Consider the following 13570-nt stretch of genomic DNA (forward strand, 5'->3'; position numbering starts at 1 on the left):
AGCGCCTTTGTCATCTGTCAGTCATGTGCAGTGCCTAGGCTTGCGGGAAGTTGACGGAGCCGTTTCAAATGACGGCTTCGCCCAGAAACAGTGCTGGTCTAGTCCAGATAGGTAACGTTGATGCGCATCGAGACAACCAAAGCGGTGACAGCCATCGGGCAGGTTCTTCAGGAACAGCTCGATCACGGGCTGTTGGCGCCGGGCAGCAAGTTACCGGCGGAGCGCAAGCTCAGTGAGTTGTTCGGTACTACACGAATTACCGTGCGCGAAGCGTTGCTGCAGTTGGAGGCCCAAGGGCAGATTTATCGCGAGGAGCGTCGCGGCTGGTTCGTGTCGCCGCCGCGCCTGGCTTACAACCTGATGCAGCGTAGTCACTTTCACGCGATGGTCAGTGCTCAGGGGCGGGTGCCGTCCACCGAAGTGATTTCGGCGCGGCTGCAGCCGGCGTCGGCAGCGGTCTGTGCCTGGCTGCAGTTGCCGGCGTTGTCGAGCGTGATACAGGTCTGCCGGGCGCGGCGGATTGACGAGCGGCTGGTGCTGTACGTGGAGCACTACCTCAATCCGCAGTATTTTCCAGGGATCCTGGAGTTTGATTTGAATCAGTCGATTACCGAGCTGTACGCGCGGCATTACGACTTGCATTACGGGCGTGTGCGCTTCGAGATCGTGCCGACGGCACTGTCGGTGGATGCCGCTGCGGCGTTACGGGTGTCGGTGGGGAGCCCGGGGTTGCGCATTGCCCGAGTCAATTACGACCAGCATGAGCGGCTGATCGATTGTGACCTGGAGTTTTGGCGGCACGATGCGATTCATGTCGGCGTTGACGTGGTCTGAGCCTGGCCGCCGCAGGTCCGGGTTCTTTCATTATCCGAAGCGGTAAATGTCCATGCCCAGGGCGCCCATGGTGAATCCCTGGTGGCTCACGCTGAATGTACCTCCGGCACCGCGCGCAAAGTACAACGGCAGCAAATGTTCATCACTTGGGTGGTTGCGCACGGCGTTCGGAGCTTGCTGACGATAGTCGTGCAGCGCGGCTTCGTCGTTGGCCTGAAGTTTTTCGATCATCCAGTCGCGGAATACCCTGGCCCACGGTTCGACGCTTTCCGGGCCGGCATGCCAGTCCAGTTCGCGCAGGTTGTGGGTAATGCTGCCGGAGCCGATCAACAGAACGCCCTGTTCGCGCAGGCTGCTCAGTGCGTGCCCGACGCGGGTCTGCAGGGCAGGGCCGCCGCGTGTAGGCAGCGAAACTTGCACCACCGGGATATCGGCCTGCGGATACATCAACGACAAAGGCACCCATACGCCATGGTCGAAGGGCCGTTTGGTGTCGATGCGTGCAGGCAGGTCGGCGGTATTCAGCAGCTCGACAACCTCTGCCGCCAGTTGTGGATCGCCGGGTGCCGGGTATTGCACCTCGAACAACGCTTTGGGGAAGCCGCCGAAGTCATGCCAGGTTTCAGGTTGCGGATTGCCGCTGACCAGCAGCTCATTGCTTTCCCAGTGTGCGGAAACAATCACGATGGCCCTGGGTTTCGGCAATTCGGCGGCAATGCGCGCGAGGGCCGGTCCGCTGGCGCCGGGTTCCAGGGCCAGCATGGGGGAGCCATGGGATATGTACAGGCTGGGCAACATGAATGAGCTCCTGAGAGTTAAGATGGCGTCATCTTCAGTCAGATCATTGATCTAAATCTAATATAAGTTTTAGGGTGTTTTGATCGAATTTTCGGAGATATTTATGCAGCCGGAGTTTTGGCACAAGCGGTGGCAGTCGAATCAGATCGGCTTCCACCTGCCGGAAGTGAATCCATATCTGCAGCGTTTCTGGCCGCAATTGGGTCTGGAGGAGGGCGCGCGCGTACTGGTGCCGTTGTGTGGGAAGAGTCTGGATTTGTTGTGGCTGGCGCACCAGGGTCATGAAGTCCTGGGGATCGAACTGTCGGAAAAGGCCGTTGAGGATTTCTTCGACGAGCACCAATTTGATCCGCACGTCAGTGAACAAGGGCCGTTCAAGGTCTACCGTGCGGGATCGATCGAATTGTGGTGTGGTGATTTCTTCGAGTTGACCGCCGGAGATGTTGCCGATTGCGCCGCTCTGTATGACCGCGCCGCGCTGATTGCCCTGCCGCCGACCATGCGCGAGCAATACGCAGCTCATTTGAACCGGATTCTGCCAAAGGATTCGTTGGGGCTTTTGATCACGCTGGATTACGACCAGGCGCAAATGGACGGACCGCCGTTTGCCGTGCTTGATGATGAAGTGCAACGGTTGTTTGGGGCTGTGTGGTCTCTGAAGATTCTGGAAGATCAGGATGTTCTGGGTGAGAGCTGGAAGTTTGTCGAGAGCGGAGTGACGCGGCTTGAGGAGCGGGTATACCGGGTTTCCAGTCGGTAATTTATGTTAGCTGTGCCGGCCTCTTCGCGAGCAAGCCCGCTCCCACATTTGATCTCTGTCGTACACATATCCTGTGTCCACTGAAGATCCAATGTGGGAGCGGGCTTGCTCGCGAAGGGGCCGGAATGAGCACCACAATAATCAAGCAGACAAAAAAAGGCCCGCATCACTGCGGGCCTTTTCTTTTGGTGCCGAGCCTGTCAGCCCCGACGACGCAGCGCGTCGATGCGCTCTTCCAGCGGCGGGTGGCTCATGAACATGCGGGCGAACCCTTGTTTGATGCCACCGTTGATGCCGAACGCATTCAGGGTGTCCGGCATGTGCACCGGCAGGCCTTGTTCTGCACGCAGGCGTTGCAGGGCGCCAATCATCGCGTTGGTGCCCGCGAGGCGTGCGCCGGCTTCGTCGGCGCGGAATTCGCGTTTACGCGAGAACCACATGACGATGGCGCTGGCGAGAATGCCCAGGACCAGTTCGGCGAAGATGGTCGCCACGTAGTAGGCAATGCCCTGGCCTTCTTCGTTCTTGAAGATCACCTTGTCGACAAAGTTGCCGATGATCCGCGCGAAGAACATGACGAAGGTGTTCACCACGCCCTGGATCAGCGCCAGAGTGACCATGTCACCATTGGCCACGTGGCCGATTTCGTGGGCCAGAACGGCTTTCACTTCATCCGGCGAGAATCGCTCGAGCAGGCCCTGGCTGACCGCGACCAGCGCGTCGTTCTTGTTCCAGCCGGTGGCGAAGGCGTTTGCCTCGTAGGCCGGGAAAATCCCGACTTCCGGCATCTTGATCCCGGCTTCGCGGGACAGTTGCTCGACCGTTTGCAGCAGCCATTGCTCGTGACGTGTGCGCGGCTGGGTAATGATCTGGGTGCTGGTGCTCATTTTCGCCATCCACTTGGAGATGAACAGCGAGAACAACGAACCGGCGAAACCAAAGACCGCACAGAAAATCAGCAGCTGATTGAGGTTGAGATCAACCCCATTGGCCGCCATGAACCCGTTGAAGCCGAAAAGGCTCAGGGTGATGCTGGCAATCAGCACGACCGCCAGGTTAGTGGCCAAAAACAGCAGGATGCGCATCATGGTTGTAGAAATCTCCTTTTGCTAAAGATGTAGCGTACTGCGGGGTATATAAGGTGCTGCACCGGGCTATTCAACCGGGTGACTATTTCAAACTGTGTCCTACAGCAAGAGTCTAGCCGCTTGAAGGGCATTTCCGACGTGGATACGGGAAGCGTTTGTCAGCCGATTCGCGTCGCAAACCCCGTCATTGTTGGACGCGGTCGCGAAACAGAGAGTCGGTCGACGATTGAAGCCGGGATGTCCGGCGAGGGATAAAGATATGTTGCTGAATTCATCCTCGTGCGACTTTCGTGAAAAAGTCGCACGAGGCCAAGCCAATTACTGGCGGTAGGACTTGAGGAAGTTGCCGATCCGTCCGATGGCCATGTCCAGGTCATCGACGCGAGGCAGGGTCACGACGCGGAAGTGGTCCGGCCATGGCCAGTTGAAGGCGGTGCCTTGCACCACCAGCAGCTTTTCCGACAGCAGCAGGTCGAGCACGAACTTTTCGTCGTTGTGGATCGGGCATACTTTCGGGTCAATGCGCGGGAACGCATACAGCGCACCCATCGGCTTGACGCAGCTCACGCCGGGAATGTCATTGAGCAGTTCCCAGGTACGGTTGCGCTGTTCCAGCAGGCGCCCTTGCGGCAGCACCAGGTCATTGATGCTCTGATAACCCCCGAGGGCGGTCTGGATCGCGTGCTGGCTCGGCACGTTGGCACACAGGCGCATGTTGGCCAGCATGTCGATGCCTTCGATGTAGCTTTGCGCGTGATGTTTCGGACCGGAAATGGCGATCCAGCCGGAACGGAAACCGGCGACGCGGTAGGACTTGGACAGGCCGTTGAAGGTCAGGCACAGCAGGTCCGGCGCCAGCGAGGCGGTGCAGATGTGCACGGCATCGTCGTACAGAATCTTGTCGTAGATCTCATCGGAGAACACCACCAGATTGTGCTGACGGGCCAGCTCCAGCATGCCCAGCAGGACTTCTTTGGAATACACCGCGCCGGTCGGGTTGTTCGGGTTGATGATCACCAGCGCCTTGGTGTTCGGCGTGATCTTGGCCTTGATGTCCGCCAGGTCCGGCCACCAATTGGCCTGCTCATCGCACAGGTAATGCACCGGGTTGCCGCCCGACAGACTCACGGCAGCGGTCCACAGCGGATAGTCGGGAGCCGGCACCAGCACTTCGTCGCCGTTGTTGAGCAGGGCCTGCATCGACATGACGATCAGTTCGGAAACGCCATTGCCCAGATAAATGTCTTCAATGCCGACGCCTTCTACCTGCTTCTGCTGGTAGTACTGCATGACAGCTTTACGCGCGCTGAACAAGCCCTTGGAGTCGCTGTAGCCCTGGGCCGTCGGCAGGTTGCGGATCACGTCCTGGAGAATTTCGTCCGGCGCTTCGAAACCAAAGGGCGCCGGGTTGCCGATGTTCAGCTTGAGGATGCGATGGCCTTCCTCTTCCAGGCGTTTGGCGTGCTTGAGCACTGGGCCGCGAATGTCGTAGCAGACGTTGGCGAGCTTGTTCGATTTGCTGACCTGCATGGCGATGTGTTCCCGAAAATGAACGATCCAGGCGGCGTTTGACCAACCGTACTGGGAATCCTGCGTATTCACACAGGCTGACGCCTTGAGAGGCAGCACCCATAAATCCGTTTGAATGCGCGTGGTCTGGCTGCCAGACTGGCGTTTGACGAGGCGCAATCATACGTGCCGCCCGATCCGTGGAAAAGGTACAGATCGGGCTTTTTCAACTGCTGAGGTGTGATGATGGAAAAGTTGGAAAAAACCCTTGAAGAATGGCGGGCGATGCTCGATCCGGAGCAGTACAACGTTTGCCGTCTCAAGGGCACCGAACGCCCGTTCTCCGGCAAATACAACGACAGCAAGGTCGACGGTGTTTACCACTGCATCTGCTGCAACGAGCCGCTGTTCGACTCAAAAACCAAATTTGATTCCGGCTGCGGCTGGCCGAGCTTCTATGCGCCGATCGGCGACAGCGCCATGGTCGAAATCCGCGATGTCAGCCACGGCATGATCCGCACCGAAGTGGTCTGCGCCAAATGCGATGCGCACTTGGGGCACGTGTTCCCGGACGGTCCGCCGCCGACAGGCCTGCGGTATTGCATCAACTCGGTGTGCCTGGACCTGGTACCGCGCTCGTAATACGAGCCCTGTAGGAGCGAGCTTGCTCGCGAAAAACATCAACGATTACGCGTGCATCCAGGATAAACGCGGTGTCTTGAAGTTCTTCGCGAGCAAGCTCGCTCCTACAGTCGCTAGGCGATCGATTAATTAAATTGCACACAATTCAATTGCTCGCTATGTTTGGCTCATCTACCTGAACCCGGAGCCATAATCATGAGCGACAACCTGTTGAGCATCCCGTGCACCACCATCAAGGGTGAGCAAAAGACCCTGGCTGATTTCGCCGGCAAAGCCGTGCTGGTGGTCAACACCGCAAGCAAATGTGGCTTTACTCCGCAATACAAAGGCCTTGAGGAACTGTGGCAGACCTACAAGGACCAGGGGCTGGTGGTGCTCGGTTTTCCCTGCAACCAGTTCGGCAAGCAAGAGCCGGGTAACGAAGGGGCGATTTCCGAGTTCTGCGAGCTGAACTACGGCGTCAGTTTCCCGCTGTTCAAAAAAATCGACGTCAACGGCGCCGGCGCTCATCCGCTGTTCGTGCAGTTGAAAAAACGTGCGCCGGGTGTGCTGGGTTCCCAAGGCATCAAGTGGAACTTCACCAAGTTCCTGATCGGCAAGGACGGCCAGCTGGTCAAGCGTTTTGCTCCGGCGACCAAACCTCAGGACATGAGCCGCGAGATCGAAGCCCTGCTCAAATGAACACCTTGTCCGTCGATTCCCTGAAGCTCGACAGCCAGCTCTGCTTCAAGCTGTACGCCGCCTCGCGGGCGGTGATCCGCGCTTACAAGCCGATGCTTGATCAGCTCGGCCTGACCTATCCGCAATACCTGGCGATGCTGGTGTTGTGGGAATGGCAGGATGCAGCGCCGGAGCAGCCTACGGTCAAGGCACTGGGCGAGCGCCTGGCGTTGGACTCCGGCACGTTGACGCCGCTGCTCAAGCGACTTGAGCAATTGCAACTGGTTCAGCGCCAACGTTCGGCGCGGGATGAGCGTGAGGTGCATCTGAGCCTGTCGCCAACCGGCAAGGCGTTGCGTGATCAGGTCGGGCCGCTCAAGGCCCGTCTGTTGTGCGACAGCGGCGTCGATCTGGATCGGCTCAACGACTTGCGCGATGGCCTCGATCACCTGTTGGGGCAGATCAGGTCACTGTCGTAGTCGGCATCCATAAATCCAGCACTGCGGCCAGTTCTTCCCGTCGGAACGGTTTGGCCAGGTAATCGCTCATGCCCGCCGCACGGCAGCGTTCCCTTTCTTCGGACATGGCGTTGGCGGTCAGGGCAACGATGGGCAACTGCGGCCAGCGTCCGCTGCGACGGATTTGCCGACTGGCTTCGTAGCCGTCCATCACCGGCATGTTGCAGTCCATCAGCACCAGATCGAACTCACTGTATTCCAGCTGATCCAGCGCTTCGCCGCCGTGGGCCGCGACAATCACCTCGCAGCCGAGTTTTCCTAGCATGCCCTTGGCCACCAACTGATTCACCGGGTTGTCCTCCACCAGCAGCACCCGTCCACGCCGTTGGGGTGAGAGGGCTTCCAGTCGGGCATCGTTGAGGATATTGAGTTCCGGCTGCAGGGTTCGCCGCAGTGTCTGGTACAGCGCATTGCGCGCCAGCGGGCGCGCCTGTTGTTGGAGAGGCGCCAGGGCGCTGGCTTGTTCGCTGGGCAAGAAACTGCCGTAAGCGGTCACCAGCAAAATTGGCGCGGTACAGTTGGGGCGCAGACCAAACAGGCATTCCGGGCAATCGGTGATCACCATGTCGGGCTTCAGACCGATCATTGAGTCATCGATCGAACGCTGCTGGTAATCGAGGCCCCAACCCGGCAACAGACTCTTTAACAGCTCAGCCAGCCCGCTGCTGGCCGCGGTAATCGCGATGACCTTGCCACGCAGTGTCGCCGGTGGCAGGACGCGGGTGTGGCAGGGCAGCGGCAGATCAGCGCAGAACTGGCTGCCGAAACCCACTTCCGAGCTGATGGTGAGGCGCCCCTGCATGGCTTCGCAGAGGTTGTAGGTCAGCGCCAGCCCCAGCCCGGTGCCGCCGAATTGTCGGGTAATGCCGGCGCCAGCCTGGGTAAAAGGCTGGAAGATCTTGAGCTGGGCGTCCTGGGCGATACCGATGCCGGTGTCGCAGACTTCGATTCTGACGCCTTCTTCGAATGTCGACAGGCGCACATCGACCCGACCGAATCGGGTGAACTTGAGTGCGTTGGACAAGAGGTTGCTGACGATCTGCCGCACGCGGGTCGGGTCGCCGAGCACCAGCGCCGGAAATGCCGGGTCGATCAGGCACGTCAGTTCGACGCTTGGCGCTGCGTTCTGCGACAGCAGGTTGGCGGTGTCCTCGATCAGCGAACCGAGGTCGAACGGAATGTGTTCGAGTTCGAGCTGGCCGGCATCGAATTTCGACAGGTCGAGAATATCGTTGAGCAATTCCACCAGCACTTTGCCCGAGTCATGGGCGATGGACAGTTGTTGCTGTTGCTCGGCATTCAGCGGGCCGTCCAGGGAAAGTGCGATCATCCCCAGCAAGCCATTGAGGGGCGTGCGGATCTCGTGGCTCATGTTGGCGAGGAAAGCCGAGCGCGCTTCGGCCATGTCCAGGGCCGTTCTGCGCGCGACTTCCAGTTCCTGATTGGACTGGCTGAGCCGGGTGTTGATCGCCTTGAGCTCTGCGGTGCGCGCCGACACGATGTTTTCCAGTTGCCCGAGGTAGTCGGTCAGACGGTTTTCGGCGTTGCGTCGCTGCTGGATTTCGGTGGCGATGTTTTCAAACTGCTGGTTTGCAACCTGTACCAGCACACCGATCTCATCGTTTTCATGGCCCGTCGGGTACTCCAGCCAGGTGGGTTCGACGCTGCGCGGGTCGCGGCTGCTGAGTTCGCGGATGACTCGCACCAGCGGTTTGGTCAGCATCACGTAGAACAACGCCAGCAGGATGCCGGTCAGGAGCAGGCTGCGGGCGAATCCATTGAGCAGGGTGATTTCGGCCCGGCGCAGGAACCGGTTGCCGAAGGAGTAGGTGTCGACGTCCAGACGCAGCGTGCCGAGGGATTCGCTCGGCAAGTGATCCAGATACAGACGGTCTTCGAACGCTCGGTCGGCACCGAACAGGAAGTCACTGATCATCCGATAGCCGTTCTGTACGCCAGGGCGCTTGACGCTGGCCAGCACCGAACCGTTGTTGTCGATCAATTGCGCGCCAATGATCGCCGGTGAACGCAGCAGGCCCAGTGCCAGCTCCTGGGCGAGCTCGGCGTCGATGTTGTAGGCAATGCGTGAGGCGGGGTTGTGGCTGATTTCCAGTAAAGACAGTATTTCCCGGTTGATGGAGGCGTCTTCACTGGCATAATCGATGCCTATTTGCAGCAGGCTGAGCAGCGTGCCCAGAATGAAACCGACCAGCACGGTAAGCCGGGCTTGCTTGTAGGACAGCCGGTTGGTGAACTTGATATCCATGGGGTGTTGAACCACTTCCGTTTCCCTTCGCTGCTCAAGCATAGTCGATCATGCATGGATACTGATGTTCTCGCGAGCCCTTGTGCAACAGGGGATGACCCGGGCACCGAACGCCGTGTTTCGTCGCTGTAGCGCCATCATTACTGTGAACGTGCCCGAGGAGAAGACGTGGATTCCCGATTGAATGCTTTTCTTGAACGCGCCGATGCCGTTCTGGCCCGTATCGAACCACTACTGCCCGCACCTCGGCAAGCCATCGACTGGACGCAATGTCTGGCCGCACGCTGGCAGCGCGAGGGGCGCAGTGGTTTTCTGTTGCCGCTGGAAGTCAGCCTCGACATGCGCCTGTCCGACCTGATCGGTGTCGATCGGCAACTGGAGCAATTGGGGCGCAATACTCAGCAATTCATCGACGGCATGCCGGCCAACCATGCATTGCTTTGGGGCGCGCGTGGTACCGGTAAATCGTCGCTGGTGCGCGCGTTGCTGGCCGAACACGCCAAGGCCGGTCTGCGGTTGATCGAAATCGAGCGCGATCACCTGGCGGACTTGCCGCGGGTGGTCGAACAGATCGCCAAACTGCCCCAGCGTTTTGTGCTGTTCTGCGATGACCTGTCGTTCGAGTCGGGAGAAGGCGACTACCGCGTATTCAAGAGCGTGCTCGATGGTTCCCTCGAACAGGCGCCGGATAACGTTTTGCTGTACGCCACTTCCAACCGTCGCCATCTGGTGCCGGAAAAGGAAAGCGATAACGAAAACTGGAAACGGGTCGACGGCGAACTGCATCCCAGCGAGGCAGTGGAAGACAAGATCGCGCTGTCGGACCGTTTCGGTCTGTGGCTGTCGTTTTATCCGTTTACCCAGGAACATTTCCTCAATGTGGTCGAGCACTGGATCGGTCAGTTGGCCGACAAGGCCGGTCTGAAATGGCAGCGTGACGAAGAACTGGACATCCTCGCGGTGCGCTGGGCCACCGGCCGAGGCAATCGCAACGGACGTTGCGCCTATCAATTTGCCCGCTACTGGGTCGGGCTGAAGCTGTTGGAGCACAAGGCATGATCGATATGCAAAAAAGCGGCCAGGGCCTCGAAGGCTACGGCATGCTGCACGCACAGCTGGAATCCTTGCTGGCGGACGAGCGGGATTTCATCGCCAACGCCGCGCAGTTTTCCGCGTTTCTGTACAACCAGCTCGATGACCTGAACTGGGCCGGTTTCTACCTCAATCGTAATGAAGAACTGGTGCTCGGCCCGTTCCAGGGGCAAATCGCCTGCGTGCGCATCCCCTTCGGTCGCGGCGTGTGCGGCACGGCGGCGGCGACGTTGCAGACGCAGTTGGTCGAAGACGTGCACGCCTTTCCCGGGCATATCGCCTGCGACAGTGCCTCAAACAGCGAGCTGGTCGTGCCACTGGTCAAGGACGGCCGCCTGATCGGCGTGTTGGACCTCGACAGCCCGAAGCTCGCGCGGTTTACCGCTGACGATCAAGCCGGCATTGAAAAACTGGCGGCCATTTTCCTGCGCCTGACCGATTGCTGATCATGCCTGAGGCCTGCCTTGACCAGCAGGCCTGACGGATCCACCGCGTCAATCTGCTGTGGATCAAGGTATCGATCGGCGTACTGACGGTAGATTTCGGCGTTGATGAACAGCCCGAACAGTTCCGGGTCGATGTGGGCGTCACGGCACATGGTGGCCATGATGCCCAGCGCTTCGCTCAAGGATTTGGCTTTCTTGTAAGGGCGATCAGCGGCGGTCAGCGCTTCGAAAATATCGGCAATCGCCATCATCCGCGCCGGCAGGCTCATTTCTTCGCGCTTCAACTGTTTGGGATAACCGGTGCCGTCCATTTTTTCGTGGTGGCCGCCGGCGATTTCCGCGACGTTGTCGAGGTGGCCGGGGAAGGGCAGGTGGCTGAGCATCAGGATCGTCTGCACCATGTGGTGGTTGATGATGTAACGCTCCTCGCGAGTCAATGTGCCTCGGGCAATGCTCAGGTTGTAGAGCTCGCCCCGGTTGTACTTGTAGCGCGGCACATCGAGTTTGAAACCCCAGGGGTTGTCTTCCGGAATCAGTTCGCTCTCGGCGCGCTCGAACAGGTGCTCGGGTTTGTCCGCCAGCAGCGGCTCGCTGACCGGCAGGGTTGGCGCCGGTGTTCGCGTCTGGCGCCGGTTCTCTTCCCAGGAAACGCCCAATCGGTCGTCCAGGGTTCGGGTCCAGGTACGTCGGGCCAGGCTGCGCAGGCGTTGCTGATCGGCATCGGCCATTGCCTCGCCACCCAGATTGCAACGGGCAACAAACGCGAAATCATCGTCGAGCCCTGCCAGAGTGGCATTGCGCAGTTCAGCCAGGCACTGCTCGTCACCGCCCAGGGCGACGGCCTGCCAGTAGCTGATCCAGGCATCTCGCTTGAGCACTTCGAAACGGGTGCGGATTTCGTGAATGCGGTCGTTCAGGGTTTCCAGCTTCGTGGCTTTATCGACGACGTATTCCGGCGTCGTGACCTTGCCGCAGTCATGCAGCCACGCAGCGATATGCAGCGCCTCCCACTCGTCTTCGGTGGGTTGATAACCGCTGAAGGCGGGGTCCTGACTGGCCGCGGCAGCCTGGGCGAGCATCAAGGTCAGCGCCGGAACTCGCTGGCAGTGACCGCCGGTGTAGGGACTTTTGGCATCAATCGCGCCGGCCAGCAGTTGAATGAAGGCGTCCAGTAACTGTTTCTGTTTGGCTTGCAGGCGTTGACTTTCGATACTCACGGCGGCCGCACCGGACACGGCCTGAAGGAACGCAATGCGGTCCGGACGAAGCTTCTCGAGATCGCTTTGGTTGCCGCTGTCCTCCAGCAACAGGATCAGCAGGCCCACGGTTTCGTTATGACGATTGTGCAGGCGGATACCGATCAGGTGCACCCGCGGACACTCCATTGCCAGCAACACTTTCTGCAAATCCCCTGCCTGTTCGAAACCGAGACTGGTCACCACATTGTCGGCATTCGACAGTTGCCGCAGCCATGCAGGGCTTTGTGGGTCCTGAAGTTCGTGGCCGCGAATGTCGAACGCTGGCAATGCCTGTGAAATGTCGTTGATGACCAGACCGTGAGGCTCCATGCGATCACCGTCATTTTCCCGCAGGTAGATCAGACCGGCCTGGGCCTGGCCGATCTTCACGGTTTCGAACAATACTCGTTCCAGCAAGGGCGCGAACCGGGTCTCGGCGCTCAGGCTGTCGGTGATCTGGAAAAAACTCGCCAGGGTATCTTTCATGCGGGTCATCGACACGCTCAGTTGGTCGACTTCGAGCACCGGCGAGCGGCGGGAAACCGGGAAGTGGAAATTGAAACTGCGAATGGCATCGGCTTCCTGCACCAATGCGCGCAGGGGTTTGACCAGAATTCTCGAGGTCAGCCAGCCCAGCGGCAGGCACAACAGCAACGTGGCCAGCGTAATCAACGCACCTTGCCAGCGCATGCGGTAGGCATCGGCGAGCAATTCGTCTTCCGGTACCAGCAGCGCCAGTTGCAGTCCCTGGGGACCACCTTCCTGCATGCGGCTGCGGGCAACGATCCATTGACGACCGGCGGCCTTCAGCCGGTTGCCTGCTGGCGGATTGTTCAGCAATGCGCCGAGGCCTGGACTCAGGTCGGCGGCCTTGCTCAGGCGGGCGGTCTGGTCGTCGACGATCAGTTTGCTGCTGTCGGGGTAAGCGATGGCATTGCCTTCGGCATCGAACAGCACGATTTCGGTACTGGGGGTGACGACATGTTCGGCCAGGGTCTCGGACAGTTCGGCCAGCGTCAGGTCGGCGCCCATGACTGCATGCACACCGCTGCGGCGGGCCAGGGTGGTGCCGACGTTGTGGGTGGAGAAAAAGAGGTAGGGTTCGGTGGTGATCTGATCGCTGTCGCGGCGGGCACTGGAAAACCAGGGACGTGTTCGCGGATCGTAGGTGTCGTCGGGGTTGTCCTGACGGCTGACCGGGTTCAGGTCCCGATCGAAAAACAATGATTGGGAGTGCACCTGGTCGCTGCTGCTTCTCTCGATGCTCCACACCTGATAAGCCGCGACGTCCGGTGCGTTGAGCAAGGTTGTCAGGGCGGCGGTTCGCAAGGGGCGAACCATGAAGAAATCACCGTTGTCGTAGCCCAGGTACAGCGAGGCCAGGTCAGGGTTGTCCTTGAGCGACTGGCTGAAGGGGCCGAGCAACGCCAGGCGTTGTTCCAGGTCGGGAGCCTGCGCCGCCGGGTTGTACACCAGCAGGCTCAACAGATGACGGATGGGTTCATAGGTGGCATGCAGGTCCAGCCGGACGTCCTGCTCGATGCGCTCGAAGAGCTTTTCACTGCTGGAAAGAATCACCCGCGTGGTTTGCCGATAGTTGAAAATGCCCAGCACCACGCCGGTCAGCAGCAACAATAGGGTAAACATCACACTGATGTGCACGTGCAGGGGAAACCGCCGTTGAACCGGGCGCAGTGGGCTGGGCATTGCGGGGTCTCT

The 13570-nt window shown here is 59.6% G+C and carries 12 protein-coding genes; 7 read left to right on the top strand and 5 right to left on the bottom strand.

The features are described 5' to 3' along the window. Window positions 1-120: 120 nt before the first annotated feature. Window positions 121-834, top strand: a complete 714-nt coding sequence (locus ACYZTL_RS23940; protein WP_461953803.1) for a UTRA domain-containing protein — start codon at window positions 121-123, stop codon at window positions 832-834. A gap of 30 nt (window positions 835-864) precedes the next feature. On the opposite strand, the gene ACYZTL_RS23945 is transcribed toward ACYZTL_RS23940, so the two are convergent. Further along, a complete protein-coding gene (locus ACYZTL_RS23945; protein ID WP_461953804.1) occupies window positions 865-1632 on the bottom strand; it encodes a DODA-type extradiol aromatic ring-opening family dioxygenase in 768 nt (255 codons plus the stop codon). A 103-nt stretch (window positions 1633-1735) separates the two neighbouring features. Between ACYZTL_RS23945 and ACYZTL_RS23950 the strand changes: the two genes are divergently transcribed. Further along, window positions 1736-2392 carry a thiopurine S-methyltransferase gene (locus ACYZTL_RS23950; protein ID WP_461954366.1) on the top strand — a complete coding sequence of 219 codons (657 nt, stop codon included), beginning with the start codon at window positions 1736-1738 and terminating at the stop codon, window positions 2390-2392. Window positions 2393-2592: 200 nt separating this feature from the next. On the opposite strand, the gene htpX is transcribed toward ACYZTL_RS23950, so the two are convergent. Both htpX and ACYZTL_RS23960 read right to left on the bottom strand, forming a co-directional pair. Then, window positions 2593-3480 (bottom strand): protease HtpX, encoded by an 888-nt coding sequence (gene htpX, locus ACYZTL_RS23955; RefSeq protein ID WP_084321112.1) that lies wholly within the window; start codon window positions 3478-3480, stop codon window positions 2593-2595. 318 nt (window positions 3481-3798) lie between these two features. Next, a complete protein-coding gene (locus tag ACYZTL_RS23960) occupies window positions 3799-5010 on the bottom strand; it encodes a pyridoxal phosphate-dependent aminotransferase (protein ID WP_008030363.1) in 1212 nt (403 codons plus the stop codon). Window positions 5011-5235: 225 nt separating this feature from the next. On the opposite strand from ACYZTL_RS23960, the gene msrB reads away from it, so the two are divergent. The 3 genes from msrB to ACYZTL_RS23975 all read left to right on the top strand — a co-directional run bounded on the left by msrB (window position 5236) and on the right by ACYZTL_RS23975 (window position 6770). Next, window positions 5236-5631: a peptide-methionine (R)-S-oxide reductase MsrB gene (gene msrB / locus ACYZTL_RS23965; protein WP_033059242.1), complete on the top strand. Its 396-nt coding sequence runs from the start codon at window positions 5236-5238 to the stop codon at window positions 5629-5631. A gap of 195 nt (window positions 5632-5826) precedes the next feature. Further along, window positions 5827-6312, top strand: a complete 486-nt coding sequence (locus tag ACYZTL_RS23970) for a glutathione peroxidase (protein ID WP_461953805.1) — start codon at window positions 5827-5829, stop codon at window positions 6310-6312. Then, window positions 6309-6770 (top strand): MarR family winged helix-turn-helix transcriptional regulator, encoded by a 462-nt coding sequence (locus tag ACYZTL_RS23975; protein WP_461953806.1) that lies wholly within the window; start codon window positions 6309-6311, stop codon window positions 6768-6770. The genes ACYZTL_RS23970 and ACYZTL_RS23975 overlap by 4 nt, the downstream gene beginning before the upstream one ends. Here the strand turns inward: ACYZTL_RS23975 and ACYZTL_RS23980 are convergent. After that, the gene (locus ACYZTL_RS23980) at window positions 6754-9075 is read right to left on the bottom strand and encodes a hybrid sensor histidine kinase/response regulator (RefSeq protein ID WP_461953807.1); all 2322 of its coding nucleotides are present in this window, start codon (window positions 9073-9075) and stop codon (window positions 6754-6756) included. The two genes, ACYZTL_RS23975 and ACYZTL_RS23980, sit on opposite strands and share 17 nt — an antisense overlap. Window positions 9076-9243: 168 nt before the next feature. On the opposite strand from ACYZTL_RS23980, the gene ACYZTL_RS23985 reads away from it, so the two are divergent. Together ACYZTL_RS23985 and ACYZTL_RS23990 are read left to right on the top strand one after the other, a co-directional pair. Beyond that, window positions 9244-10134 carry an ATP-binding protein gene (locus ACYZTL_RS23985; protein ID WP_461953808.1) on the top strand — a complete coding sequence of 297 codons (891 nt, stop codon included), beginning with the start codon at window positions 9244-9246 and terminating at the stop codon, window positions 10132-10134. Next, window positions 10131-10613, top strand: a complete 483-nt coding sequence (locus tag ACYZTL_RS23990) for a GAF domain-containing protein (RefSeq protein ID WP_461953809.1) — start codon at window positions 10131-10133, stop codon at window positions 10611-10613. The genes ACYZTL_RS23985 and ACYZTL_RS23990 overlap by 4 nt, the downstream gene beginning before the upstream one ends. On the opposite strand, the gene ACYZTL_RS23995 is transcribed toward ACYZTL_RS23990, so the two are convergent. Continuing rightward, entirely contained in the window at window positions 10559-13558 is a 3000-nt protein-coding gene (locus tag ACYZTL_RS23995; protein ID WP_461953810.1) for an HD domain-containing phosphohydrolase, read from the bottom strand. The genes ACYZTL_RS23990 and ACYZTL_RS23995 overlap by 55 nt on opposite strands. Window positions 13559-13570 lie beyond the last annotated feature (12 nt).

The sequence above is a fragment of the Pseudomonas sp. LB3P81 genome, from assembly GCF_054897965.1.

Coding starts and splice junctions, on each gene's coding strand:
- ACYZTL_RS23940 (WP_461953803.1), top strand. CDS start 121: ATGCGCATCGAGACAACCAAAGCGGTGACAGCCATCGGGCAGGTTCTT.
- ACYZTL_RS23945 (WP_461953804.1), bottom strand. CDS start 1,632: ATGTTGCCCAGCCTGTACATATCCCATGGCTCCCCCATGCTGGCCCTG.
- ACYZTL_RS23950 (WP_461954366.1), top strand. CDS start 1,736: ATGCAGCCGGAGTTTTGGCACAAGCGGTGGCAGTCGAATCAGATCGGC.
- htpX (WP_084321112.1), bottom strand. CDS start 3,480: ATGATGCGCATCCTGCTGTTTTTGGCCACTAACCTGGCGGTCGTGCTG.
- ACYZTL_RS23960 (WP_008030363.1), bottom strand. CDS start 5,010: ATGCAGGTCAGCAAATCGAACAAGCTCGCCAACGTCTGCTACGACATT.
- msrB (WP_033059242.1), top strand. CDS start 5,236: ATGGAAAAGTTGGAAAAAACCCTTGAAGAATGGCGGGCGATGCTCGAT.
- ACYZTL_RS23970 (WP_461953805.1), top strand. CDS start 5,827: ATGAGCGACAACCTGTTGAGCATCCCGTGCACCACCATCAAGGGTGAG.
- ACYZTL_RS23975 (WP_461953806.1), top strand. CDS start 6,309: ATGAACACCTTGTCCGTCGATTCCCTGAAGCTCGACAGCCAGCTCTGC.
- ACYZTL_RS23980 (WP_461953807.1), bottom strand. CDS start 9,075: ATGGATATCAAGTTCACCAACCGGCTGTCCTACAAGCAAGCCCGGCTT.
- ACYZTL_RS23990 (WP_461953809.1), top strand. CDS start 10,131: ATGATCGATATGCAAAAAAGCGGCCAGGGCCTCGAAGGCTACGGCATG.
- ACYZTL_RS23995 (WP_461953810.1), bottom strand. CDS start 13,558: ATGCCCAGCCCACTGCGCCCGGTTCAACGGCGGTTTCCCCTGCACGTG.